Here is a 25842-nt window from a genome sequence, read left to right as displayed (position 1 = left end):
GGGGGAGCCGTCGCGCAGCGGCGGCGGGGGCAGAGCCCCCGATCCGGCCGCAGGCCGGACCCGGTCCTCCCGCTCAGCCCTTGCGCAGCCCGGTTTCGACCAGCATGCCGCGCCGCTTGGCCTCGTAGTAGTAGCCGCGCGAATACCATTTCACCGCTTCGGCTTCGGAGCCGTCGGACAGCAGCCACGCGCCGCGCAGGTACTTGCCTGCGTAGGTCAGGTTGGTCTCGGCATCCAGAAGGTCGGTGGGCGCGCCGGAAAAACCCATGGCCCGTGCGGTGGCGGGCAGGATCTGCATCAACCCGTAGTAGGGGCCGTTGCGGGCGCCGGGGCGGTGGGTGCTTTCGCGGATGATGACGCGGTGCAGCAGGCTGCGGGGGATCTCGTAGCGCTCCGCCGTCGCGTTGATGAGCGCCCGCAGTTGCGGTGTCTCGTTGGGGTGAAGCGGGATCGTCGAGGCGGGCACCGACGTGGCGGGGGATTCGGCGAATTGCATCGCGGCTTCGGGGGCGGGGGCGGCACAGGCCCCCAGGGCCGTCAGTCCAAGGCCGATCAGGGCCGCTGTGGTCACGCGCATCTGGGCACTCCGGTTGTTGCGCGTTCACTTAGCCGCCGGTGTGCCACGGCGGCAACAGGCGGGGTTCCGCTCGGCAAGATTCGGCACAAGCCGCGAACTCGGGGGGAACAGGTCGTTCCAAGGTCGGATCGCACGCGGCGGACGGGGCCGTCCCGCGCGCCTCACCCGAAGACCGACCACCCCGTGAGGGTGGCGAACATGTCCAGCGCCTCGGTCCCCAGCTTGGAGTTGCCCTGGGCGTTCAGCCCCGGCGACCAGACGGCGATGCCCGCCCGGCCCGGGGCCGCCACGAGGATACCGCCGCCGACGCCGGACTTGCCCGGCAGGCCGACGCGGAACGCGAAATCCCCCGAGGCGTCGTAGTGCCCGCACAGCATCATCAGCGAGTTGATCCGCTTGCGCCGCGCCTCCGAGACGAGGTTCGGAACGCCGGGGCCACCCGCGAAGGCCAGCGCCGCCCGCGCCAGTTGCCGGCAGTTCATGTGGATCGCGCATTGGTGGAAGTAGGTGCCGAGAACCTTTTCGACCGGGTTCGACAACCGGTCGTGCGAGGCCATAAAGAACGCCAGCGCCCGGTTGAGATCGCCGGTCGCCTTCTCCGAATCCGCGACGGCCTGATCGATGTGGATGTCCTCGTCCTCGGCCGCGGCGCGCACGAAGCTGAGCAGTTCGGCAAGGAACACCTTGGGTTCGTGGTTCGCCATGGCCGCATCCGTGGTGGCGATGGCGCCCGCGTTGATGAAGGGATTGCGCGGCAGGCCCGCCTCGTGTTCGAGCTGCAGGATGGAATTGAAGGCCTGCCCCGACGGCTCGCGGCCCACGTGGCTCCAGAAGCCTTCGCCCAGGCGGCCCAGGGCCAGCGACAGCGTGAACACCTTCGAGATGCTCTGGATCGAGAAGCCGGTCGCGGCATTGCCGGTGGTCAGGGTCCGTCCGTCGGGCAAGGCCACGGCCATGCCGAACTGCATCGGATCGACGCGGGCCAGCGGCGGGATGTAGGACGCCACGCGCCCCCGGTCGGTGCGCTCGGCCATGGTCAGCCCGATCCGGTCGAGGACGCCCTGCAGATCGCTCACGGGGTCCAGCGCAGGAAATTGGCGATCATCCGAAGACCGGCCGCCTGGCTCTTTTCGGGGTGAAACTGCGCGCCGATGACCGTGTCGCGGCCCACCACCGCGGTGACGGCGCCGCCGTAATCGACGTGTGCCAGCAGGTCGTTGGGATTTGCCGGCTGCATCGCGTAGGAATGCACGAAGTAGGCATGCTCGCCGGTCGCGATCCCTTCAAGCACCGGGTGCGGGCGATCGATCACCAGGTCGTTCCAGCCCATGTGCGGGATCTTGAGCGCGCCGTCAGAGGGCCGGATACGGCTGACGTCGCCCGGGATCCAGCCGAAGCCCGGGGTAGCTGCATATTCATGGCCCGTCGTGGCCAGAAGCTGCATGCCGACGCAGATACCCAGGAAGGGCACGGCGCGCCGTTCCACCGCCTCCACGATGGCCTGCGCGAGTGCTGTCCGTCCGAATAGCTGGTCGCGGCAATGCGGAAAGGCCCCGTCGCCGGGCAGCACAAGCCGGTCTGCCCGGGCCACGTCCTCGGCCCGGTCCGAAACCAGCACCTCGCCCGCATCCACCTCGCGCGCCATGCGCTCGAAGGCTTTCTGCGCGGAATGTAGATTGCCGCTGTCGTAGTCGATCAGAACGGTGGTCACAGTCGGCCCTTGGTAGAGGGGATGGCGTCCGACCGGCGGGGGTCGGGTTCGATCGCGGCCCGCAGGGCGCGGGCGACGGCCTTGAAGGCCGCCTCCGTCACATGGTGGCTGTTGAAGCCGTGCAGCCGGTCGATGTGCAGCGTGATCCCGCCATGCGTGGCGAGCGCCTGGAAAAATTCGCGCACCAGTTCGGTGTCGAAGGTGCCGATCTTGCCGTGCGGCAGGTCGAGGTTGCAGATCAGGTAGGGCCGTCCCGACAGATCGAGCGCGGCGCGCACCTGTGCGTCGTCCATCGCCAGGTGGCAATCGCCGTAGCGGCGGATCCCGGTCTTGTCGCCCAGCGCCTGGGTGAGGGCCTGCCCGATGGCGATGCCCACGTCCTCGACCGTGTGGTGGTCGTCGATATGCAGATCGCCGGTCGCCTTCACGTGCAGGTCGATCAGCGCATGCCGCGCCAGCTGGTCGAGCATGTGATCGAAGAAGCCGACGCCGGTGCGGTTGTCGTAGGACCCCGTGCCGTCGAGGTCGATCATGACGGTGATGTCGGTCTCTGCGGTCTTGCGGGTGATCGTGGCGTGGCGCATCGCGGGCTCCTGTCGTTTGGGCGCTTCTATAGGCCCGGTGCGCGGCTGGGCCAAGGTGGCGATTGCGCAAGCCCGCGCCCTGGTGCAGGTTTGCCCCGACCCGCGAACAGGAGCCTTCTTCCATGACGACCTGCGTCTTCGTCCAGATCCGCTGCCGCCCCGGCACAACCTACGACGTGGCCGAGGCGATCGCCCTGCGCGAGCTACACTCGGAACTCTACTCGACGAGCGGGGAGTTCGATCTGCTGATGAAGGCCTACGTGCCCGAAGATCAGGACGTCGGCCATTTCATCAACGACGGCGTCGCGGGCATCGACGGGATCGAGCGGACGTTGACGACGCTCACGTTCAAGGCGTTCTGACCGAAAAGCGGTCGGCCGTCCCGGCCGGAGACAGGCGCGCACCTTTCCGGATCGGTGCAAGACGCTGCTGGAGCACGATAAATCAGGAAGAGCCAAGGGCCATATGTACGATCTGGAGCGGGCGATGAGATTCGAACTCACGACCCTAACCTTGGCAAGGTTATGCTCTACCCCTGAGCTACGCCCGCGCGCCAGATCTGTCTCACTTGATGGAGCGGGCGATGAGATTCGAACTCACGACCCTAACCTTGGCAAGGTTATGCTCTACCCCTGAGCTACGCCCGCATCATCAAGTGAGGGAGGCTTTACCGTCCCCGCCTTGGGGCTGCAAGGAGATTTTTCGCGAAATGCGACGGCGCGCGGCACCCTGTGCGGCAGGCCCCGAAGGGACCCCGCCTGACGCCCCCCGCAGATTGGTGGCGGGTCCATCGGGAATTGCTGTTGCCCGGTGGGCGTCCGCGTCGTGTGACGCGGCGCATGGCTTTGCGAGATCGCATCTCGAACAATATCGCAGGGGTTGCTAGCCTCTCCGCGACGTCGCGACCGAAGGATCCGTCATGCACATTCCGTTGCCCCTCATCCCGTTGCCGTGCGCCCTTTCGAAAGCGCCGTGCTGATGGATCGCTGCGAGATCGTGCACGCGGCGGTCCTTGCGCGCGCGGCGGCGGGGGATCTGCCTCCGGGCCGGGCGCCGGACGGCCCGCTTTCGCCTGAACTGGCCGAGGCTGCCTTCCGGGCGGGCTGCCTCACCCGGGCGCTGGACCGGCAGAGCCGGGCGATGCAGCGGGCGGGGCAGGGGTTCTACACCATCGGCTCCTCCGGGCACGAGGGGATGGCGGCCGTCGCCCTCGCATTGCGGCCCGACGACATGGCGTTCCTGCATTACCGGGATGCCGCGTTCCAGATCGCGCGCGCGGGGCAGGTGCCGGGGCAGACGCCGGCCTGGGATATGCTCCTGTCCTTCGCGCTGTCGTCGGAGGATCCGATCTCGGGCGGGCGACACAAGGTGCTGGGCAGCCGCGATCTGATGATCCCGCCGCAGACTTCGACCATCGCCAGTCACCTGCCCAAGGCCGTGGGCGCCGCCTATTCCATCGGGGCCGCGCGCCGCCGTCGACCCGAACACGCGATCCTGGCCCCCGACGGGATCGTGGTCGCGAGCTTCGGCGATGCCTCGGCCAACCATTCGACGGCGCAGGGCGCCTTCAACGCAGCCCAATGGGCCGCCTACCAATCGGTGCCGATGCCGCTTCTGTTCGTTTGCGAGGACAACGGGATCGGCATTTCCACCAAGACCCCAAGGGGCTGGATCGAGGCGACCTTCGCCCAGCGACCGGGGCTTGCCTACTTCAAGGCGGACGGTCTGGACATCTACGACACCTTTCGCGCGGCGGCGGAGGCTGCGGCCTACACCCGCAGGACCCGAAAGCCCGCCTTCCTGCATCTGCGCACCATCCGCCTTTACGGTCACGCGGGCGCGGACGTGCCGACGAGTTACCTCACGAAGGCCGAGGTCGAGGCGGAAGAGGCGCAGGACCCGCTTTTGCACAGCATGCGTCTGATGGATGCGGCCGGGGTAATGACACCTGACGCGGCGCTGGGCCTCTACACCGACACCTGTGCGGAGGTGGCCACCCTGGCCGAACGCGCCGTGACGCGGCCCCGTCTGGTGACGGCGCGGGACGTGATGGCAAGCCTCATCCCGCACGCGCGCGCGAACCGTGCCGCGAACGGGCCGGTGCCTGCCGATCGCGCGGCCACCTTCGGGACGGACCTTCGCGCGATGGACGCGCCGCAGCCGATGTCGCGGCTGATCAACTGGGCACTGACCGACCTCATGCTGGCCCACCCCGAAATCGTGCTCATGGGCGAGGACGTGGGCCGCAAGGGTGGCGTCTACGGCGTCACCCAGAAACTGCAGGCGCGCTTAGGCGCGGACCGGACGATCGACACGCTGCTGGACGAGCAGTCGATCCTGGGGCTGGCCATCGGCATGGCGCACAACGGTTTTGTCCCCATGCCCGAGATCCAGTTCCTCGCCTATCTCCACAACGCCGAGGACCAGATCCGGGGGGAGGCCGCGACGCTGCCGTTCTTTTCCAACAAGCAGTTCGCCAACCCGATGGTGCTGCGGATCGCGGGGCTGGGCTACCAGAAGGGCTTCGGCGGGCATTTCCACAACGACAACGCGTTGGCGGTGCTGCGCGACATCCCGGGCGTGATCCTGGGCGTGCCCTCGGACGGGGCGGAGGCCGCGATGATGCTGCGCGAAGCGGTGCGCCTCGCGCGCGAGGAGCAGCGCGTGGTGGTCGTGGTCGAGCCCATCGCGCTCTACCCGATGCGCGACCTCGCCCAGGAGGGGGACGGCGGCTGGATGCGCCGCTATCCCGATCCCACGCGACGGCTCAGCATGGGCGAGGTCGGGGTGAGCGGAGACGGCACGGACCTTGCCATCGTCACCTTCGGCAACGGCGTCTACCTGTCCCACAAGGCGCGCGCGGCGCTCGAGGCGGCGGGGATCGGCTTGCGGATCGTCGATCTGCGTTGGCTCTCGCCCCTGCCGAAAGAGGCTTTGACCGCCGCCGTGGCGGATTGCAAGCATGTGCTGATCGTGGACGAGACCCGACATTCGGGCGGGGTGGCCGAGGCGGTGATGGCGCATCTGTCGGAAACCGGCACGGCGCGGCTCGCACGGCTGACGGCGCATGACAGCTTCATCGCGACGGGTCCGGCCTATGCCGCGACCATGCCCTCGGTGCCGGATATCGTGCAGGCCGCGCGCGCGCTGACGGGGCGCTGAGGGTCAGCCCAGAAGCGTGCCCACGAGCACCATCATCAGCCCCAGCATCGCGGCGAAGAACGAGGCGAGGTTCACCGGCATCATCCTCGCGATCCGCGCGCGCAGCTCCGCGTCGGGAAGCTTCGCCTTCTTCGCGCGGCTGACGCCGACGATGGAATAGACGACGCCGCTCAAGCCGATCAGCGACAGCACGATTCCGGCCCAGATCAGTATCGTCATGGATGCACCTTCCAAGTTGCCGGTCCTTCCGCTACCCGCTTGGCCTGCACCTTGCAAGGGTCGGAGCGGCCCGCTAGGACCCTGTCCCGAACCCAAGCCCGGAGAGTCCCCGATGTCCGATACCTCGACCAACCCGACCGAAAACGTCGCCGGCGAAGAACTGCGCCAGTTCATCGAGCGCTACGAGCGCCTCGAGGCCGAGAAGAAGGACATCGCCGACGGCCAGAAGGAGATCATGGCCGAGGCCAAGGGCCGCGGCTACGACGTGAAGGTCCTGCGCAAGATCATCAGCCTGCGCAAGCGCGACAAGGACGACATCGCCGAGGAAGAGGCCGTGCTCGAGATGTATATGGCCGCCCTGGGGATGTCCTGAACGACGCGCGCTCTAGGTGCCCTTCCGATTGATCCTTTCGGAAGACACGACATGACCGCCACCTCCTCTTCGGGCCGCCAGTTGATCGGTGCCGATCTCGCCCTCGCGGGCATCGGCAAGATCGCCCGCGACCAGCACGTCCCCGCCATCGAGACCAGCGAGGCGTTCACCCTCGCGGCGACCGTCAGCCATTCCGGCGGGCTGGACGGGATGGAGAATCACGCGGAAATCGAAGACCTGATCGCCGATCGACCCGACATCGGGATCGTCAGCCTGACCATGCCGCCCCTGCCGCGTTTCGACTACGCGATGAAGGCGCTGGCGGCGGGCAAGCACGTCATGCTGGAAAAGCCTCCCGGGGCGACCCTGTCCGAGGTGCACAAGCTGCAGCGGCTGGCACAGGCCAAGGGCGTGACGCTCTACGCCTCCTGGCACGTCAAGCATGCGCCGGGGGTGGCCGCGGCGCGGGCCTGGCTGCGCGATCGCACCGTGACGGGAATGCGCATCACCTGGCACGAGGACGTGCGCGTGCATCACCCCGGCCAGGACTGGATCTGGGAGCCCGCGGGCCTCGGCGTCTTCGACACAGGCGTGAACGCGCTGTCGATCATGGTCGAGATCCTGCCGGTGGAGGTGCACCTGCGCGAAGCGGACCTGAAGGTGCCCGGCAACCGCCAGATGCCCATCGCAGCCAAGCTCGACTTCGCGGGGCCGGGCGACATGAAGGTCACCGCAGATTTCGATTTCCGCCACGAGGATCCGCCCACCTGGGACATGGAGATCGACACCACCGACGGGCCGCTCAAGCTTCTGGATGCCGCGACGAAGATGATCGTAAACGGCCAGGAACAGGCGCTGCCCGACCAGACCGAATATGGTGGCGTCTACCACCGCTTCGCCGAGCTGATCGAGACCGGCCAGTCCGACGTCGACCTGCGTCCCTTCCGGCACGTCGCCGACGCGATGCTGCTGGGAACCCGAGAGACGGTCGCGGATTTTCACCACGAGGACTAGGTCACGGCGTTTGACATTTCCGCCCCGCCGCGTTGACTGACCCCAACGGGAAAGGGCGGACATGGCGGACGGCATACGGTTGGGCGTGGACATCGGCGGCACCTTCACCGACGTGGTGCTGGAAGGGGCCGGGCCCCGGCAGTCGACCAAGGTTCTGACGACCTACGCCGCACCCGAGGATGCCATCGTCGAAGGGATGCACCGGGTCTGTGCCGCGGCGGGGATCACCGTCTCCGCCATCGGTCAGATCATCCACGGTACGACGCTCGCCACGAATGCGCTGATCGAGCGGCGGGGCGCGCGCACGGCGCTTATCACCACCGAAGGCTTCCGCGACGTGATCGAGATGCGCACCGAGTCGCGTTTCGAGCAATACGACCTGAACCTGACGCTGCCGGAACCGCTGGTGGCGCGTCATCGCCGTTATACGCTGCGCGAGCGGATGGACGCGGACGGCGGCGTGCTGATCCCGCTCGCGCGCGCCGATATAGAAGCCCTGGCCGACGATCTGGCGCATGGGGGGTACGACAGCATCGCCGTGGGCTTCCTGCATTCCTACGTGAACGCCGCCCACGAACGGCTGGTCCGCGATGTGCTGGCCGAGCGGCTGCCGGGGGTCATGGTCTCGCTCTCCTGCGAGGTCAGCCCGCAGATGCGCGAATACGAGCGGTTCAACACCACGGTGGCGAACGCCTACATCAAGCCCCTGATGAAATCCTACCTCGACCGGCTGAAGACGCGCCTGCGCGACGAGGGGGCCGATTGCCCGGTCTTCCTGGTGCACTCCGGCGGCGGGATCATGGACCTTCGGACGGCGGCGGACTTTCCCGTCCGGCTGGTGGAATCGGGCCCGGCGGGGGGCGCCGTCTTCGCCGCCGACATCGCGGCCCGGCACGGGCTCGACCGGGTGCTGTCCTTCGACATGGGCGGGACCACGGCCAAGATCTGCCTGATCCGCGACCAAAGCCCCAAGACCGCGCGCGTCTTCGAGGTCGCGCGCACCTACCGGTTCAAGAAGGGCTCAGGCATGCCGATCTCGATCCCGGTGATCGACATGGTGGAAATTGGCGCGGGCGGCGGGTCGCTGGCGCAGGTCGACGCGCTGCGCCAGATCCGCGTTGGACCGGAAAGTGCGGGATCCGAGCCGGGACCGGCCTGCTACGGGCGCGGTGGCGACCGGCCCGCGGTGACGGACGCGGACCTCGCACTGGGCAAGCTGGACCCGGAGGGGTTCGCGGGCGGACGCATCCCGCTCGATCCTGCGGCCGCCGCCGCAGCGCTGGACCGCGACCTTGGCGCGCCGCTGGGTCTGGATACGCTGGAGGCCGCCCATGGTCTCGCGGAAGTGGTGGACGAGAACATGGCCAACGCCGCCCGCGTCCACGCGGTCGAGAACGGCGAGGACCTGACGGTCTACACGATGATCGCCTTCGGCGGCGCCGCCCCGCTGCACGCCGCGCGCCTGTGCGAGAAGCTCGGCATCGACCGCTGCCTCGTGCCTCCCGGCGCCGGCGTGGGCTCGGCCATCGGGTTCCTGCGTGCGCCCTTCAGCTTCGAGGCGACGCGCTCGGTCTTCATGCGAATGGGCGATTTCGACCCTGCGGCGGTAGCGGCCCTGTTCGCGGAGATGGCGGCTGAGGCGCGGGCCTTCGTCCGATCCTGCGACGCCGACGCCCCCATCGGATCCGAGCACAAGGTCTACATGCGCTACAGCGGGCAGGGGTGGGAGATTCCGGTCACGCTGGACGAGGCGGAGGCGCGTGCCCCCGACGCCGCCACCTACCTCGCACGGTTCGAGGCGGCCTACGCGGCGCTCTTCGGGCGGACCGTGCAGGGGATGGAGGTCGAGATCACCGTCTGGTCCGTAAACGCCGCGACGCCCGGGCCGCCCGTCGCCCCGTTGGACCCGTTGCCGGACGGAGCGGACATGCAAGCCTCTCTACAGCGCGACCTCTTCGACGCGGGATCAGGCAGGGTGGTCTCGGCCGGTGTCCACCGCCGCGCCGATCTGGCGGCGGGAGCGACAGCCCTGGGACCTGCCTTGGTGACCGAGGAGGAGACCACCCTCGTCGTGCCTGCGAGCCGCGGCTTGCGCGTGCTGGCCGACGGCTGCATCGACATTCACGCGAGGGCCACACCATGACCACCACCGTCGCCCACCAGATCATGTGGAACCGCCTGATCTCGATCGTCGAGGAGCAGGCCCAGGCGCTCGTGCGCACCGCCTTCAGCACATCCGTACGGGAAGCGGGCGACCTGTCCGCTGGGGTCTACGACGCAAGTGGCCGAATGCTGGCGCAGGCGGTCACCGGCACGCCCGGGCACGTGAACGCCATGGCCGACGCCGTGCCGCATTTCATCGCCGACATCGGCATCGAGACGATGCGCCCCGGCGACATCTACCTGACCAACGACCCCTGGAAGGGGACCGGGCACCTTCATGACATCACCGTCTGCACGCCCACGTTCCACCAAGGCGCGCTCGTGGGGTTCTTCGCCTGCACCGCGCATGTGACCGACATCGGCGGGCGCGGGTTCGGGGCGGATGCGGATTCGGTCTACGAGGAAGGCCTGCACCTGCCGATCATGCGTTTCGCCAGCGAAGGAGAGGTCGACCGGACGCTTTTGCAGATCCTGCGGGCCAACGTGCGTGCGCCGGACCAGCTGGTCGGGGACCTCTTTGCGCTGGCCAGCTGCAACGAGATCGGCCAGCGGCGGCTCGTCGCGATGCTGGACGAGTTCGGTTTGGCGAACCTGGAAAGCGTCGCGGCCTTCATCCTCGACAATTCGCGCCGCGCCACGCTGGAGCGGATCGCGGCCCTGCCCCAGGGCCGGGCGAAGGGACAGATGCGCGTGGACGGCTACTCGGCCCCCGTGGACCTGGTGGTGACCGTGGACTTCGAAGGCGACCGCGTCACCTGCGACTGGACGGGCACCAGTGCGCCCGATCCCAAGGGGATCAACGTGCCGCTGGTCTATACCAAAGCTTACGCCTGCTACGCGCTCAAATGCGCCATCGCACCGGATATCCCGAACAATGCCGCCAGCCTCGCTCCGTTCGTGGTCACGGCGCCAGAGGATACCATCGTCAACGCGGTCCACCCCGCGCCGGTGGCGCTGCGCCACGTCATCGGGCACCTGGTCCCGGACACGATCTTCGCCGCCCTCGACCAGCTTCTGCCCGGCACCGTCCCGGCGGAAGGTGCGGGTTGCCTGTGCAATTTCCAGATGTCGGTCCGGCCCGTGGCGGGCGCGGGGCCAAAGGGCCGCCGTGCCGAGGTGCTGGTCTTCAACTCTGGCGGGACGGGCGCGCGGCCCGGACTCGACGGGATGAACGCGACGGCTTTTCCGTCAGGCGTGATGACCATGCCGGTGGAAGCGACCGAGCAGACGGGCCCGGTGGTGATCTGGCGCAAGGAGTTGCGTGCCGATTCGGGCGGCGCGGGACGCCGTCGCGGCGGCCTGGGCCAGTGGATGGACGTGGGCCCGCGAGCGGGGCACGAGATGACGCTCTCGGCCATGTTCGACCGGGTGGATCACCCCGCGCGGGGCCGTCGCGGCGGGGCTTGCGGCGGGGCCACGGTGGTGGCGCTCGACGACGGGACCGCGTTGCGCGGCAAGGGTCGCCAGGCGGTGCCCGAAGGACGGCGCGCGCTGATGGGCTTTCCGGGCGGCGGTGGCTACGGACCGGCGGCAGAGCGCGATCCCGCACAGGTGCGCCGCGATCTGGCGCTGGGCTACATCACCGCAGGCACCGCCGCCGAGGTCTACGGTCTGACCGAGGACGAGATCACCCGGATCGAAGCCGCGGCAAGACGCGGCGAGCTGGACTGACTCACCGCAAGCTGCGGGCCTATCCCTGCCTTGAAAAAGCCCGCGCGGTCAGGCCTCTGCCGACTTCGCACGAGCCTTGCACGGTCGTCTGAGAGGTCACGCGCGCAGGCGCTTGGCGTACCTCATTTCGCCCGCGCCCTCCGCCGTCGGCGACCGTCCTCGCCCATGGACCCGCCGCCGCCGGTGTTGAAGCTGACATCGGGCAAGGTCACGATCTGCGCAAGCTCGGTAAACTTGTCGGTGGCATGCGGGATCGCGTTGGCGTTGACGAAATGCTCCTGGAACTTCGGCGCGACGGCGGTTTCCACCTTGGTGATCTGCCGCACGATCCGCGCGATATCGCGGCGCGCGGTGACGGAGCACAGCGCGATGCGCGCGCCCGTGCCCGCCGCGTTCCCGGCAGACCGGACGCGGTCCAGCGGTGCGTCGGGGATCATGCCCAGCACCATCGCGTGCTTGGGACTGATATGTGCGCCAAAGGCCCCGGCGAGCGTGATCCGGTCCACGCGGTCGACGCCCATCTCGTCCATCAGCAGGCGCGCGCCGGCGTAAAGCGCGGACTTGGCCAGCTGGATCGCGCGGATGTCGCCCTGCGTCACCGTGATGAGCGGCCCGCCGAAACGCGCGCCGTCGTAAAGCACGTAGGCATGGGTCCGCCCGGTCGCCACGCAGCGCGGCGTGCCGGTCTGTTCCGCCGATCCGATCAACCCCTTGTCGTCTAGGATGCCAGCCATGCGCATTTCCGCCACCGCCTCGATGATGCCGGAGCCGCAGATGCCGGTGATCCGGGGATGACCGAAGCCTTCGTCGGTGGACCAATGCTCGTTGCCGATGATGCGGAAGCGCGGTTCCTTGGTCTCGGGGTCGATCTCGACCCGCTCAATGGCGCCGGGGGCCGCACGCTGGCCCGAACTGATCTGCGCCCCCTCGAAGGCGGGCCCGGTGGGGGAGGAGCAGGCCAGCACGCGGGTCGTGTTGCCCAAAAGCAGCTCCGCGTTGGTGCCCACGTCCACGATCAGCACGAGGTCCTCGGACTTGCCCGGCTCCTCCGACAGGGCCACGGCGGCGGCATCCGCGCCTACGTGGCCCGCGATGCAGGGCAGGACGAAAACCTGCGCCGCGTCGTTCATGCGCGTAAGGTCCAGATCGCGCGCCTGAAGCTCCATCGCGTCCGAGGTCGCGAGCGCGAAGGGGGCCTGGCCCAGCTCCACCGGGTCCACGCCCAGAAGAAGGTGATGCATCACCGGGTTGCAGACAAAGACCGCCTCCAGGATCTGGTCGGCCTCGATGCCGGCCTCGGTCGCGATCTGGTCGGTCAGATCGTCGATGGCGGCCCGGACGGACGCCGTCATCTCGACCTCTCCGCCGGGGTTCATCATCGCGTAGCTCACGCGGCTCATCAGGTCCTCGCCGAAGCGGATCTGCGGGTTCATGACGCCCGCGCTGGCGGCGACCTCTCCGGTGCGCAGATCGCATAGGTGCGCGGCGATCGTGGTGGAGCCCAGGTCGATGGCGAGGCCGAAGATCCGCGCCTCGTGAAAGCCCGGGAAGACATCGACGATCCGGTGACGGGTGTCGAGCGATCCGCGGTGGACCGCGACCGTGACCTCCCAGTTGCCCTTGCGCAGGGCCTTCTGCAGCTTGGCGAGGACGGGCAGGGGGGCGTGGATATCCTCGATTCCCCACTCGTCCTTCAGGGCGACCGCCAGCCGTTCCAGATCGCCGGAGGGTTCGTGCATGTCGGGTTCCGTCACATGCACGAAGTAGAGCTTCGTGGCGGGGTCCATGACGATCTGGCGCAGGCTCGCAGCCTTGCGCACGACCTGGCGGTGCACCTGGCTTTCAGGGGGGACGTCGACCACGATGTCGCCCTGCACCGTGGCCTGGCAGCCCAGCCGCCGGCCCTTGGGCAGGCCGCGGATGTCGTCGTAGCGCTGCTCGACGCTGTTCCACTCCGACAGCGCGCCTTCGCGCACCGTGACCCCGTGTTTCGGGAACTCGCCGTAGGAGGGCGCCACCTGGCATTTCGAGCAGATTCCCCGACCGCCGCAGACGCTGTCGAGGTCCACGCCAAGCTGGCGCGCCGCGGTCAGCACCGGCGTGCCCTTGGCGAAGCGCCCGCGCTTGCCGGACGGCGTGAAGATGACGAGGGGATCGGTGCTCATGACAGGCGTCCTTGCGGTCGTTTGGGCGCACCCTAGTCATTTTCCGCGCCTGTGAAAGACCGCCCGCGACACCGAAGGGCCAGCCCGCGTCGCGCGGCACGCTTTGCGCTTTCGCGGATGCGGCAATCGTGCGATAGGGCACTGCCAAACGACCCAGACTGGAGAGACCGTGATGGAGATTCGTGAGGCCCTCACCTTCGACGACGTATTGCTGGTGCCGGCCGCATCCAGCGTCCTGCCCTCGACCGCGGATGTGCGTACCCACGTCACCCGGTCGATCCGGCTGAACATTCCGCTGCTGTCCTCGGCGATGGATACCGTGACCGAAGGGCGCATGGCGATCACCATGGCGCAGGCGGGCGGCATCGGGGTCGTTCACAAGAACCTCGATGTCGATGCGCAGGCCCGCGAGATCCGAAAGGTGAAGCGTTTCGTCTCGGGCACGGTCTACAACCCCGTCACCTTGCGGCCCGAACAGACGCTGGGCGATGCCCGCGCGCTGATGGACCGCTACAACGTGACGGGCTTTCCGGTCGTGGGCGAGGGCGGGCGCGTGGTCGGCATCGTCACCAACCGCGACATGCGCTTCGCGAGCGACGACGCGACCCCGGTGCGGGTGATGATGACCTCGGACAATCTTGCCATGATGCGAGAGCCCGCCGATCTCGACGAAGCCCGCTCGCTGATGCAGGAGCGGCGGATCGAGAAGCTGCTGATCACCGACGGCAACGGCAAGCTCACGGGTCTGCTCACGCTGAAGGACAGCGAGCAGGCGGTGCTGAACCCCTCGGCCTGCAAGGACGACCTGGGCCGCCTGCGCGTCGGCGCCGCGACCGGCGTGGGGGATGCGGGCTTCGCGCGGTCCGAGGCGCTGATCGACGCGGGCGTCGACATGATCGTCGTCGACACCGCCCACGGCCATTCCGAGGGCGTGTCCCAGGCGGTGGCGCGGATCAAGGCCCTGTCGAACGAGGTGCAGGTGGTCGCCGGCAACATCGCCACGGCGGAAGCCGCGAAGGCGCTGATCGACGCAGGCGCCGACGGTGTGAAGGTGGGAATCGGCCCAGGCTCGATCTGCACGACGCGGATGGTCGCGGGCGTGGGCGTGCCGCAGCTGACCGCGATCATGGATTGCGCCCAGGCCGCCGGCGACACGCCGGTGATCGCGGACGGTGGCATCAAGTTCTCGGGCGATTTCGCCAAGGCGATCGCCGCGGGCGCCTCCTGCGCGATGGTCGGCAGCATGATCGCGGGGACGGACGAATCTCCGGGCGAAGTCATCCTGTACCAGGGGCGCAGCTTCAAATCCTACCGCGGGATGGGAAGCCTTGCGGCGATGGCGCGCGGCTCGGCCGACCGGTATTTCCAGAAGGACGCGGCCAGCGACAAGCTGGTGCCGGAGGGGATCGAAGGGCAGGTCCCCTACAAGGGATCGGCCAACGCGGTGATCCACCAGCTCGTGGGCGGTCTGCGCGCGGCGATGGGCTACACCGGCAATGCCACGGTGGCCGAAATGCGCACCAACGCTGCCTTCGTGAAGATCACCAATGCAGGCCTGCGCGAAAGTCACGTGCACGACGTGCAGATCACCCGCGAAAGCCCGAACTACCGCGCCAGCACGTGACCCCGGCCGCGCGCTACGCCGCGGCGATCGACGTGCTGGACGCGATCTTCGCGGGTGCCCCCGCCGAGCGGGTCCTGACCGGTTGGGCGCGTGCCAACCGCTACGCGGGGTCCAAGGACCGCGCCGCCGTGCGCGACCATGTCTACGATGTGCTGCGTGCCCGCCGAACGCTGGCCGCGACGGGCGGCGGCGCAGACGGCCGCGCCGCGATCCTGGGCCTTCTGCGCCGCGACGGACCCCCGCCGGAGGCGGTCTTCGGCGCCGGCGGCTACGCCCCTTCCGCCCTGACGCCCGAGGAACGTGCAAGCGGCACCGTTCCCGACAATCCGGCCGAGGCCGCGGACCTGCCCGACTGGCTCTGGCCCGCGTGGCAAGAGAGCCTCGGCGACCGGGCCGCCGAAATCGCGGCACTGATGCGAGAACGCGCGCCCATCACCCTGCGGGTCGCGCTGCGCAATGGCAGCCGGGCCAAGGCGCAGGCCGCGCTGGCCGCGGACGGGATCGAAACCGAAGCCCTGGACGCGGTCGAGACCGCGTTGCGCGTGACCGCCAACCCCCGCCGCGTCGCGACGTCCACGGCTTATCGCGAGGGCCTGGTGGAGCTTCAGGACGCGGCGTCCCAGCAGGCGATGGTCCGGCTTGCGCCTTTCGCCGGGCCGCGGGTTCTGGATTACTGCGCGGGCGGTGGTGGCAAATCCCTGGCGCTTGCGGACCTGTTGGGTCAACCGATCCAGGCCCATGACGCCGATGCGGATCGGATGGCGGACCTTCCCGCGCGCGCCGCCCGGGCGGGCGTGCAGATCGAGCGGCTTGCGACCGCGGACCTGCCGGGTGCTGCGCCGTTCGATCTCGTGCTTTGCGATGCGCCCTGCAGCGGCAGCGGAACCTGGCGGCGCACGCCGGATGCCAAGTGGCGGCAAACGTCGGAGCGATTGGCCGAACTCCGCACCGTTCAGGGCGACATCCTCGACGCCGCCGCAACCCTCGTACGCCCCGGCGGGAACCTGGCCTATGCCACCTGCTCGGTTCTGAAAGACGAGAATGACGGCACCGTGGCAGATTTCCTGGCCCGCCATCACGACATGGCGGAGATCGCGCGATTCGTCTTGACCCCGGGGCCGACGCAGGATGGGTTCTTTATGGTCGTGTTTCGCCGCGGCTGAACCCTCGGCCACAGTCGCGCTGGCGGAATTAACCAGTTCTTAACCTTTTCGAGGCTACCGTCGGGAGATGACATCGCTCGAGGTACGCGTGGACGGCAAGGGGGGATCAAACACAGGATCCGACCCCGGTTCACATCGGATGCGCGGATGGATCGCGCTGGCCGGTGCGGCTCCCTGCGGCGCGCTCGCGATGATGGTTCCGGGCAGCACGCTGCAGATGGCGGCGCTGGCGGGGGGAATGATCTGCGTCCTCGTAGGGCTGGCGCTTTTGACGTTTCAACGCGGCGACGAAGACACCTCCGCCAAGCTAGGCGTGGCCAGCGAAGGGGGATCGGTCGATGTGAAGGTCCAGACGGTCCTGAACCTCGATGCCACCATCGCCTATGTCACCGATCCGGACGGGTCGATCAGTTTCGCCAACCGCGCGGCACTTGAACGCTTCGGGAAGGTCGCCGACCGGCACCTGGCAACGGCGCTCGGCCAGATCCTCGCCGCGCCGGAGGACGTGATGGTCCGCCTGCAGGAGCAGTTGGAGCAGGATCAGCCGGGGCGGGAGGACATCGTCACCCGATCGGGGCAGTACCGCTTGTCGGTGGTCGGCCTGGACGCCGCTCACCTGCTCTGGCGGCTCGAGGATATCGGGCGCACCAGCCGCAATATCGGCCGCGCCGCCGATCATTTGACCTTGCCGATGATGACCGCCGGCTCGTCGGATTCGATCCTGTTCCTCAACGAGGCATTCCGAAAGCTTCTGGGGGCGCGCCCGAAGACGGTGGCCGAGGTTTTCGGCGACCGACCTCTCGTTTCCGGCCAGCGCTACACGCTGAATACCACCGGCGGCGACCGGACCTTCGTGCTGGGCGTGGTCCAGGGCCCCGCCGGCCGCCGGGAGATCTTTCTTCTGTCGCCCGGTGCCGAAGGAACGGTGGGCCCCGATCAGCCGGTACCGCTTTCCGGCGGGTGGAACGCGATCGAGGATCTTCCGGTCCCGCTTCTGAAGATCGACAAGGAGGGGCGCGTCGCGGCCTCCAACCGGGAGGCGCGGGGATTGCTCGGCCTCGACACGACGGAAGACACGCGGGTCGCGGACGTGCTGGACGGTCTGGGGCGCCCGATCGGCGACTGGATCAAGGAAGCGTTGGCCGGGAAGGGTGGGCATGTCTCGCAGTTCCTGCGCGGCCGCGGCGGTCGGCAGGAGACGTTCGTGCAGGTCACCCTGAACACCGCCGAGGGACCCGAGGGGCGTCACCTGATCGCCGTGCTCAACGACGTGACCGAACTCAAGACGCTGGAGGCGCAGTTTGTCCAAAGCCAGAAGATGCAGGCGATCGGGCAGCTCGCCGGCGGCGTCGCGCATGATTTCAACAACCTGCTGACGGCGATCTCGGGGCATTGCGACCTGCTTCTGCTGCGGCACGACCAAGGCGATCACGACTACGGGGACCTTATCCAGATCCACCAGAACGCGAACCGCGCGGCAAGCCTCGTGGGCCAGCTTCTGGCCTTTTCGCGCAAGCAGAACCTGCAGCCCGAACGGATCGACCTGCGCGACATCCTCTCCGATCTCGCACACCTTCTGAACCGGCTCGTCGGCGAGAAGGTCACGCTTACGGTCGAGCATGAAATGGATCTCGCGGCGATCAAGGCCGACCGGCGTCAGTTGGAACAGGTGATCATGAACCTCGTCGTCAACGCGCGCGATGCCATGGCCCAGGGCGGAGAGATCCGCATCAAGACGGAAAGCGTGAAGCTCGCCGAGCCGGAGCAGAGAGAGCGCGTCACGGTTCCGGCGGGGGATTACGTCGTGATCCGCGTGATGGACGAAGGCTGCGGAATCCCGCCCGACCGGCTGCCGAAGATTTTCGAACCCTTCTATACGACCAAGCGCACGGGGGAGGGCACCGGCCTTGGCCTGTCGACGGTCTACGGCATCGTGAAGCAATCGGGGGGCTATATCTTCGCCCATAGCGAGCCGGACAACGGCACCGAGTTCGAGGTGTTCTTTCCCAGCCAGTCCCTTCCCGTGGCCGACACCCGACAGCCCCCCGTCCAGTCCCGCAACACCTCGCTGGAACAAAGCGACGGCGTGGTCCTGCTGGTCGAGGACGAGGCGCCGGTCCGTGCCTTCGCCTCGCGCGCGCTGCGCCTGCGCGGTTACACCGTCCTTGAAGCCGATTGCGCGGAAGTGGCGCTTGAACTGCTGTCCGACAAGGATCTGGTCGTGGACATCTTCGTCACGGACGTGATCATGCCGGGCAAGGACGGTCCCTCCTGGGTGCGGGAGGCTCTGGTGGACCGTCCCGAGACGCCCGTCGTATTCGTCTCGGGATATTCGGAAGATGCGTTCAACGATGGCCAGGCGCCCGTTCCGAACGCGGTATTTTTGGCCAAGCCTTTCTCCCTCAACGCCTTGACCGACACGGTGAACGATCAGCTTGCCAGCAAGGTCGCCGCCGCGCCGATCTGAACTTAGAAAAATCGCCTGCACCAAGTCCCTGCGCGTCGAGACAACAAGGGCAGGGGGGTGAAGAACCGCTCAAGCGACGCGCGATCCAATGTGGGCGCGCCGGTCATGACGATTGGCGCGAATTTCGCATCTCTCGTTCGTTCGGTTGATCGTTCTGTCGAAGGCGATCGCGCCTGGCCGGGTGTAGCGGATGCGGTTCAACAAGTTTCGATCAGGGAGCGCCGTCCCCTTCGCGCAGGAAATTGGCGCAGCCGGTCAGGGCGGCATAATCGTCCTCGATGATCGAAACCGCGAAGTTGCCCATGAAGCCGCCGAACCGCCCCTTGTCGCGAAACGCCTCGGCAAAGCCGAACTGCGACAGGTAGGGCCCGAAGGCGCGCGCCACACCGCCCACGAGGTAGATGCCGCCGAACGGCAGCTGGATCAGCGACAGGTTGCCCGCGACGGTCCCCAGCAGTCGGGTAAAAAGTCGCGCGGCATCGGTCGCGCGCGGATCGCTCCCGTCTTCGAGGGCCGCCATCAGGTCGTGAGCGGTCTTGTCGCGGGGATCATTCGCCTCGTCCCCCAGGAAGGCATAGACCCGTTCCAGGCCGCGGCCCGACAGCACGTCCTCGACGGCCGGGAAACCATGCGCGGTGGAGACATATTGGCACAGGCGCAACTCCTGCTCTGTGCGGATCGGCAGGTTGGCGTGCCCGCTTTCGGAAGGGGTAACGATCCGCCCGCGCGGCGTGGTGAAGACGGGGGCCGCGTTGAAACCGGTGCCGACGCCGATCACCAGGCGGGTCGCCTCGGGAGAGGCGGGCTGGCCTCTCAGCACCTCTCGCAGGTGATCGGGGGCGATGTGACCCAGCGCGTGGCCCTGCGCCTGCAGATCGTTCAGGATCGCCACCCGCTCGGACAGGGTGGCGCGCGCGAGGGTCGCGGTGTCGATGGTCCAGTCGAGATTGGTCATCGCCGCACGCCCGTCCCGCACGGGGCCCGCGACGGCGATGCAGGCGGCGGCGGGATCGACGTTGCCCTCGTCGCTCATGTAGCGGCGGATCACGCTTTCCAGACCCGCGAAATCGGCGTTGCGGTAGCGGCGCACGGTGGCGGGCAGCACGCGTTCGCCCGAGGCCAGCGCGATCCGCGTGTTGGTCCCGCCGATGTCGGCCACGAGGTTGTAGGTATTCGCCTCTTTCACGGTCATGCGCCGTCCTTTCGCGCGATGGCATCTGCGAGCGCATGGTAGGAGGCTTTGGGTGTACGTTCCAGCGTGTCGAAGTCGACGTGGACCAGCCCGAAGCGTTTTTCGTAGCCGAAGGCCCATTCGTAATTGTCGAGCAGCGACCAGTAGAAGAACCCCTGCAGGTTGGTGCCGTCAGCGATTGCGGCGTGCATCGCCTGAAGGTGACGTTCGATGAAATCGATGCGGACGCCGTCGGCGTGGTCCGGCTCTTCCGGCCAGGCCATGCCGTTTTCGGTGACGAAGATCGGCAGGTCGCCCACGTAGTCCCGCGACATCCGCGTGAGGGTGCCGTGAAGGCCCTCGGGGAAGATCTCCCATCCCATCTGGGTCTTGTCGCGCGGGCCGTCCACGACCGTCGAGGAGGGCCAGGGGACGCCTTCGACGGCCTGGACGTGGTTGCGCGTGTAGTAGTTCACGCCCAGAAAATCGATGGGCTGGCTGATCTCGGCCATGTCGTCCTGCCAGCCCCGGGGCAGGTGCGGCTCCAGACCCTCCAGCGCTTCGGCGGGGTAGCTGCCCTTGGCGATGGCTTCGATGAACCAGCGGTTGTTGATGGCGTCCTGCGTCGCGGCGGCGCGGATGTCGGCGGCGGCGTCGCTGGCGGGGGCCGTCGCCTCGAAGTTCAGGACGATCCCGCAAGTGTCGTGACCCATATCGCGCAGGCGCGTCATGGTGCGGCCGTGGGCCTTGTTCACGTGGTGCATGGCGCGGGCCGCGGCGCGAATGTCGCGCAGGCCGGGCGCGTGGTGACCGATGAAATGCGACAGCCAGGCCACGCACCACGGTTCGTTGATTGTGGCGATGGAGTGCACCCGGTCGCCGATGCGCCCGCAGATGACTTCCGCGAAATCCGCCAGCCAGTCGGCCACGTCCGGGTTGGTCCAGCCGCCCAGGTCCGACAGCGCCGAGGGCAGTTCCCAGTGATAGATCGTCTGGTAGGGCTTCAGACCCCGTTCGAGGCAACCGTCGACGAGCCGGTCGTAGAAGTCGAGTCCTTCGGCGTTGGGCGTGCCACGCCCTTCGGGCAGGACACGCGCCCAGCTGGTCGAGAAGCGATAGGCATCCATGCCTGCATCGCGCAGCAGGTCGAGGTCTGCCTCCATCCGGTGATAGTGATCGCAGGCCAGCGCCCCGTCCTCTGCCCGGATGACGTTGCCGGGGGTGGCGGCGAAACTGTCCCAGTGGCACGGCCCCGCGCCGCCGAACCTGTGCCCTTCGATCTGGTAGGCGGCGGTGGCGGCCCCGAACTGGAAGCCTTGGGGGAAATCCGCGCGGGACAGTTTCATGAGGGTCGCTCCATCGGCCATGTTACCGCTCGCAATTTGCATTCTTCCGCCAGGCTGGCAAGTCCGCCCCGTTGCCAAGAGAGGTCCGCGCGGCTAGGGCGATGCGCAGTTTTGCGATACCGAAAGCGATCCGCATGAGCCTTGATACCGTGTCCTACATGGACAACCTCACGAACCCGGACTGGTGGCGCGGCGCGGTGATCTACCAGATCTACCCGCGCAGCTACCAAGACAGCAACGCCGACGGGGTGGGGGACCTGCTGGGGATCGTGAACCGGATCCCCTATATCGCCTCGCTCGGGGTGGACGCGATCTGGATCTCTCCGTTCTTCACCTCGCCGATGAAGGACTTCGGCTACGACGTCAGCGATTACTGCGACGTCGATCCGATGTTCGGCTCGATCGCGGATTTCGACGCGGTGGTGGAGACCGCGCATCGCTTCGGGATCCGGGTGATGATCGACCTGGTGCTCAGCCATACCTCGGACCAGCATCCGTGGTTCAAGGAAGGCGCATCCAGCCGGGACAACGCGAAGGCCGATTGGCACGTCTGGTCCGATCCGAAGCCCGACGGAACGCCGCCCAACAACTGGCTGTCGATCTTCGGCGGCTCCGCCTGGCAATGGTCCTCGCGGCGCGAGCAGTATTACCTGCACAACTTCCTGACCAGCCAGCCGGACCTGAACTTCCACAACCCGGACGTGCAGCAGGCGTTGCTGGACGTGGCGCTGTTCTGGCTGCATCGCGGGGTGGACGGCTTCCGGCTGGACACGATCAACTTCTACACCCACGACCAGGAGCTGCGCGACAACCCGGCCCTGCCGAAGGAGCAGCGCAACGCCGTGATCGCGCCGTCGGTGAACCCCTACAATCACCAGGAGCATCTTTACGACAAGAACCGCCCGGAGAACCTTGAATTCCTGCGCAAGTTGCGCGCCGTGATGGCGCCCTTCGGCGCCGCCGCGGTGGGCGAGGTCGGCGACGCGCAGCGCGGGCTCGAGATCATGGGCGAATACACCCGCGGCGACGATCTGATGCAGATGTGCTATGCCTTCGAGTTTTTGTCCGCCGAGCAGCCTACTGCCGCGCGCATCGTCGAGGTGATGGAGCATGTGGACGCGGTCGCGGGCGAAGGCTGGGCGTGCTGGGCGTTCTCGAACCACGACGTGCAGCGCCACGCGAGCCGCTGGACCCTGTCGCCCGCCGCGCTGCGGATGTTCACCACGCTGATCATGTGCCTGCGCGGGTCGGTCTGCATCTACCAGGGCGAGGAGCTGGGCCTGCCGGAGGCTGAGGTGCCCTACGACCAGCTCAAGGACCCCTACGGCATCGAATTCTGGCCCGAGTTCAAGGGCCGCGACGGCTGCCGGACGCCGATGGTCTGGGACGACAACGAACACAACGCCGGCTTTTCCTCGCGACCGGTCACCTGGTTGCCGGTCGCCTCGGAGCATCGGACGATGTGCGTCGCGGGGCAGGAGCGCGATCCCGGATCATTGCTGCATCATTACCGCAAGGCGATTTCCTTCCGACACAACCACGCGGCGCTGCGCACCGGGTCGCACGACGGGATGAAGGCCAGCGGGAACGTGATCTATTTCAGCCGCACCAGCGGGGCGCAGACGATCTTCTGCATCTTCAACGTCTCGGATCAGCCCAGCAATTTCGACATGCCGGAAGGCGAATGGCGCACGATCGGGCCGGAACTGGGCAGCGCGCATGTTTCCGGCGACGGCAAGCTGCACCTTGGCCCCTGGCAGGTCTGCCTGACGCTGGAACGCAGCGACCGGCCCTGAACACGAAAGGGCGGCACCGGTCGGGTGCCGCCCTCGCATTTTCGCCCAAGGGGCGCGGGGTCAGCCGCGCTTGCGGCGGCCGGTGCGGGCGCGGCCTTCGCCTTCTTTCGCAGGGGCGCGGTTGAAGCGGATCCAGTCCGACCCGGCGGGGTCGTTGTCGGTCAGGAAGTTCGCGGCCCGGATGGCCGCCATCTCGGAGCCCGCGCGCGGCTTGGTCGAGCCCATGCCCATCAGCGTCACGAAGGCCTCGTCGTCCATGTCCTCGGGGATGATGATGCCCGCGGCGGCAAGTTCGGCCTTCTTCTCGGCGATCTTCTTGGGACCGATGGGCAGGGCGACGGGGTTCATGATGGCGCTGGTCATGCCGGCGGCCATGGCCATCGGCAGGAAGGCGTTGTTGATCCCGTGGCGGTTCGGCAGGCCGAAGCTGATGTTGGACGCCCCGCAGGTGGTGTTCACGCCAAGCTCTTCGCGCAGGCGCCGGACGAGGGTGAAGACCTGCAGACCGGCGGTCGACATGGCCCCGATCGGCATGACCAGCGGGTCGACCACGATGTCGTGGGCGGGGATGCCGAAGTCGGCGGCGCGCTCCACGATCTTCTTGGCGACGGCGAAGCGGACCTCGGGATCCTCGGAGATGCCGGTGTCGTCGTTGGAGATCGCCACGACCGGCACGTTGTATTTCTTGACCAGTGGCAGGACGAGCTCCAACCGCTCTTCTTCCCCGGTGACGGAGTTCAGCAGCGGGCGGCCTTCGGCGGCGGCGAGGCCGTTCTCCAGCGCGCCGGGGACCGAGCTGTCGATGCACAGCGGCGTGTCGACGACGTTCTGCACGATCTTGATGAGCTCCGGCATCAACGTCGGCTCGACGAAATTGTTGTCGGCGTAACGCGGGTCCTCGGCCATCTTGTTGGAGAAGACGGCGCCCGAGTTCACGTCCAGCACGGTCGCCCCCGCGGCGGTCTGGGCGATGGCGTCGGCCTCCACCCGGCTGAAATCGCCGCGTTCGAGTTCTTCGGAGAGGATCTTGCGCCCCGTGGGATTGATCCGCTCGCCGATCACGCAGAACGGCTGGTCAAAGCCGATGATGGCGGTCTTGGTCTTGGATTCGACGACGGTGCGGGTCATTGGGCCTCTTTCTGCGGGTTTGCGGGAACGGTCGAGGCGCCACCGTGGGTCATGGCCCACTGTGCGTTCGTCTTGATGCCGCCCAGCGGGAAGAAATGAACGTGAGTCACGTTGAACTCCGGGTTCTGTGACTTGTGGATCGCGAGGTCGTGGATAACCTCGTCGGGTTCGTGCGGCAAGAGCAGCTTGGTGACGTCCGCCGCGCGCTTTTGCAGGACCTTCAGCGAGGGTCCCACACCGCAGGCCATGGCGAACTTGATCATCGTCTGCAGCTTGGCGGGGCCCGCGATGCCGATGTGGATGGGCAGGGTGATGCCCGCGTGCCGCAGGCTGTCAGCCCATTCGATGATCGGCTGCGCCTCGAAGCAGAACTGGGTGGCGATGGCCATCTCGGCGTCGGTGCGGGACTGGAAGTCGTTCTTCCACGCCAGCGCTGCGTCGACCTTCAGCCGCGCGCCGTCGGTGTCGATGTCGCGGTTGCCCTCCGGGTGGCCCGCGACGTGCAGCCGGGTGAAGCCGGCCTCGTCGAAGAGCCCGGTTTCCATCAGTTGCATGGAATCGCTGAACTCGCCGTGCGGCTGCGCCACGCCGCCGGCCAGCAGCAGGCCCTGCTTCACGTCCGCCTCGCCCTGGTAGCGGGCGATCCAGTCGGCCAGCGTCGCGCGATCCTTGATAATGCGGGCGGGAAAATGCGGCATGACCGGATAGCCCTGCGCGTTCAGGCGCGCGGCGGTGGCGACCATGTCCTCGATCGGCGTGCCGTCGATATGGGCGATGTAGACCCGTGTGCCGGCGGGTAGCAGGTGGGTGAAATCCTCGACCTTGGCCGCCGTGCGGGGCATCACCTCGATCGAGTAGTCCTTGAGGAACCGGTCGACGCGCGGATCGACCCGACCGTCGGTTTCGACCGGCTTTTTCTTGAGGAATGGCAGAAGGGACACGACGGACTCCTTGAGACGAGAGGGCAGGGAAGGCGGTTCGCTCACGCGTGCCCGTCCGCGGCGATGAGCGCGCGCAGGCGATCGGGGGTGTATTCGGCATCCAGGCGGTCGGCCTCGGCCTGCGCCACCGTGGCGTCGTCGGGGCCGTCGACCGGGTAGGGCGTGCCGCGGCGCATGCCGGACAGGTAATCGTCGCTTTCGGCGGCCCCCGATTTCATCGCCGCGCGGTCGATGGCCTGTTCGAACCGCTCGGGAAGCTGGACCTTCACCGCCTTGCGGCCGCGGCCGACCATGACCTGCGCGGGCATGTCGCGCCAGTAGATGATGGTGACGTCCGGCATGGTGGTTCCTCGCTTGTATTCGCGCTTGATAACAGTCCGCAGGCCTGGGCATCGCCCGTTTTCGACATTCCGCCGCGTGACCGCGACGGGTATCGCCCGCGCGGCCTGTCCATGACCAGCCCCCGGGCGGCCCGAAGTTCACATGATCTTGGTGAAGACCCTTCATGTCGCTTGCGCGGATCGCCGCTTGTCCCTAGGTTGAAGCCAACTCGAAATCGGAGGGCGT

At 67.7% G+C, this 25842-nt stretch carries 21 protein-coding genes and 2 tRNA genes; 10 read left to right on the top strand and 13 right to left on the bottom strand.

The features are described 5' to 3' along the window. Window positions 1-73: 73 nt before the first annotated feature. The 4 genes from EU805_RS07535 to hisB all read right to left on the bottom strand — a co-directional run bounded on the left by EU805_RS07535 (window position 74) and on the right by hisB (window position 2872). A complete protein-coding gene (locus EU805_RS07535; RefSeq protein ID WP_370318181.1) occupies window positions 74-577 on the bottom strand; it encodes a transglycosylase SLT domain-containing protein in 504 nt (167 codons plus the stop codon). A gap of 161 nt (window positions 578-738) precedes the next feature. Next, window positions 739-1653: a glutaminase gene (locus tag EU805_RS07530; protein ID WP_255465870.1), complete on the bottom strand. Its 915-nt coding sequence runs from the start codon at window positions 1651-1653 to the stop codon at window positions 739-741. Further along, entirely contained in the window at window positions 1650-2288 is a 639-nt protein-coding gene (gene hisH, locus EU805_RS07525) for an imidazole glycerol phosphate synthase subunit HisH (RefSeq protein ID WP_129763322.1), read from the bottom strand. The genes EU805_RS07530 and hisH overlap by 4 nt, the downstream gene beginning before the upstream one ends. Continuing rightward, on the bottom strand, window positions 2285-2872 hold the full coding sequence (gene hisB / locus EU805_RS07520) for an imidazoleglycerol-phosphate dehydratase HisB (protein ID WP_129763321.1): 588 nt from the start codon (window positions 2870-2872) through the stop codon (window positions 2285-2287). The genes hisH and hisB overlap by 4 nt, the downstream gene beginning before the upstream one ends. 122 nt (window positions 2873-2994) lie before the next feature. Between hisB and EU805_RS07515 the strand changes: the two genes are divergently transcribed. Then, window positions 2995-3234, top strand: coding sequence for an Lrp/AsnC ligand binding domain-containing protein (locus EU805_RS07515; protein WP_129763320.1), 240 nt, complete (start codon window positions 2995-2997; stop codon window positions 3232-3234). Window positions 3235-3347: 113 nt separating this feature from the next. Here EU805_RS07515 and EU805_RS07510 read toward each other — a convergent pair. Together EU805_RS07510 and EU805_RS07505 are read right to left on the bottom strand one after the other, a co-directional pair. Beyond that, a tRNA-Gly gene (locus EU805_RS07510) sits at window positions 3348-3422 on the bottom strand. Window positions 3423-3444: 22 nt separating this feature from the next. Then, a tRNA-Gly gene (locus tag EU805_RS07505) sits at window positions 3445-3519 on the bottom strand. A 331-nt stretch (window positions 3520-3850) separates the two neighbouring features. Here EU805_RS07505 and EU805_RS07500 point away from each other — a divergent pair. After that, window positions 3851-6034, top strand: a complete 2184-nt coding sequence (locus tag EU805_RS07500) for a thiamine pyrophosphate-dependent enzyme (RefSeq protein WP_129763319.1) — start codon at window positions 3851-3853, stop codon at window positions 6032-6034. A 3-nt stretch (window positions 6035-6037) separates the two neighbouring features. Here the strand turns inward: EU805_RS07500 and EU805_RS07495 are convergent, their stop codons facing one another. After that, window positions 6038-6253 carry a hypothetical protein gene (locus EU805_RS07495; RefSeq protein ID WP_129763318.1) on the bottom strand — a complete coding sequence of 72 codons (216 nt, stop codon included), beginning with the start codon at window positions 6251-6253 and terminating at the stop codon, window positions 6038-6040. Window positions 6254-6365: 112 nt separating this feature from the next. Here EU805_RS07495 and EU805_RS07490 point away from each other — a divergent pair, with 112 nt between their 5' ends. From EU805_RS07490 to EU805_RS07475, 4 genes are all read left to right on the top strand, one after another. Beyond that, window positions 6366-6626 (top strand): DUF2312 domain-containing protein, encoded by a 261-nt coding sequence (locus EU805_RS07490; RefSeq protein WP_129763317.1) that lies wholly within the window; start codon window positions 6366-6368, stop codon window positions 6624-6626. 51 nt (window positions 6627-6677) lie between these two features. Next, window positions 6678-7640: a Gfo/Idh/MocA family protein gene (locus EU805_RS07485; protein ID WP_129763316.1), complete on the top strand. Its 963-nt coding sequence runs from the start codon at window positions 6678-6680 to the stop codon at window positions 7638-7640. Between the two features lie 61 nt (window positions 7641-7701). Beyond that, on the top strand, window positions 7702-9783 hold the full coding sequence (locus tag EU805_RS07480) for a hydantoinase/oxoprolinase family protein (RefSeq protein WP_129763315.1): 2082 nt from the start codon (window positions 7702-7704) through the stop codon (window positions 9781-9783). Beyond that, entirely contained in the window at window positions 9780-11474 is a 1695-nt protein-coding gene (locus EU805_RS07475) for a hydantoinase B/oxoprolinase family protein (RefSeq protein ID WP_129763314.1), read from the top strand. The genes EU805_RS07480 and EU805_RS07475 overlap by 4 nt, the downstream gene beginning before the upstream one ends. 122 nt (window positions 11475-11596) lie before the next feature. Here the strand turns inward: EU805_RS07475 and EU805_RS07470 are convergent, their stop codons facing one another. Then, window positions 11597-13639, bottom strand: a complete 2043-nt coding sequence (locus EU805_RS07470; RefSeq protein WP_129763313.1) for an ASKHA domain-containing protein — start codon at window positions 13637-13639, stop codon at window positions 11597-11599. Window positions 13640-13811: 172 nt separating this feature from the next. Here EU805_RS07470 and guaB point away from each other — a divergent pair, with 172 nt between their 5' ends. From guaB to EU805_RS07455, 3 genes are all read left to right on the top strand, one after another. After that, window positions 13812-15263 carry an IMP dehydrogenase gene (gene guaB / locus EU805_RS07465; protein ID WP_129763400.1) on the top strand — a complete coding sequence of 484 codons (1452 nt, stop codon included), beginning with the start codon at window positions 13812-13814 and terminating at the stop codon, window positions 15261-15263. Then, window positions 15260-16426, top strand: coding sequence for an RsmB/NOP family class I SAM-dependent RNA methyltransferase (locus EU805_RS07460; protein ID WP_129763312.1), 1167 nt, complete (start codon window positions 15260-15262; stop codon window positions 16424-16426). Before guaB ends, EU805_RS07460 begins: the two co-directional genes overlap by 4 nt. Before the next feature lie 139 nt (window positions 16427-16565). After that, window positions 16566-18893, top strand: coding sequence for an ATP-binding protein (locus tag EU805_RS07455; RefSeq protein ID WP_242494085.1), 2328 nt, complete (start codon window positions 16566-16568; stop codon window positions 18891-18893). Between the two features lie 211 nt (window positions 18894-19104). Here the strand turns inward: EU805_RS07455 and EU805_RS07450 are convergent, their stop codons facing one another. Continuing rightward, window positions 19105-20085 (bottom strand): glucokinase, encoded by a 981-nt coding sequence (locus tag EU805_RS07450; RefSeq protein WP_129763311.1) that lies wholly within the window; start codon window positions 20083-20085, stop codon window positions 19105-19107. Further along, on the bottom strand, window positions 20082-21410 hold the full coding sequence (locus EU805_RS07445; protein ID WP_129763310.1) for a GH1 family beta-glucosidase: 1329 nt from the start codon (window positions 21408-21410) through the stop codon (window positions 20082-20084). Before EU805_RS07445 ends, EU805_RS07450 begins: the two co-directional genes overlap by 4 nt. A 134-nt stretch (window positions 21411-21544) precedes the next feature. Here EU805_RS07445 and EU805_RS07440 point away from each other — a divergent pair, with 134 nt between their 5' ends. Then, window positions 21545-23206 (top strand): alpha-glucosidase, encoded by a 1662-nt coding sequence (locus EU805_RS07440; protein ID WP_165351905.1) that lies wholly within the window; start codon window positions 21545-21547, stop codon window positions 23204-23206. Between the two features lie 60 nt (window positions 23207-23266). Here the strand turns inward: EU805_RS07440 and EU805_RS07435 are convergent, their stop codons facing one another. From EU805_RS07435 to EU805_RS07425, 3 genes are read right to left on the bottom strand one after another with little or no spacing between them, the layout of a single operon-like run. Further along, window positions 23267-24334, bottom strand: coding sequence for a methyltetrahydrofolate cobalamin methyltransferase (locus EU805_RS07435; protein WP_129763309.1), 1068 nt, complete (start codon window positions 24332-24334; stop codon window positions 23267-23269). Next, entirely contained in the window at window positions 24331-25275 is a 945-nt protein-coding gene (locus EU805_RS07430; RefSeq protein ID WP_129763308.1) for a methylenetetrahydrofolate reductase, read from the bottom strand. Before EU805_RS07430 ends, EU805_RS07435 begins: the two co-directional genes overlap by 4 nt. A gap of 41 nt (window positions 25276-25316) precedes the next feature. Then, the gene (locus tag EU805_RS07425) at window positions 25317-25616 is read right to left on the bottom strand and encodes a virulence factor (RefSeq protein ID WP_129763307.1); all 300 of its coding nucleotides are present in this window, start codon (window positions 25614-25616) and stop codon (window positions 25317-25319) included. Window positions 25617-25842 lie beyond the last annotated feature (226 nt).

This window comes from Salipiger sp. IMCC34102 (genome assembly GCF_004145405.1).
GTDB lineage: Bacteria > Pseudomonadota > Alphaproteobacteria > Rhodobacterales > Rhodobacteraceae > Loktanella.
Note: the sequence above shows the minus strand (reverse complement) of the source record. Positions and strands in the feature narration are given on the sequence as shown.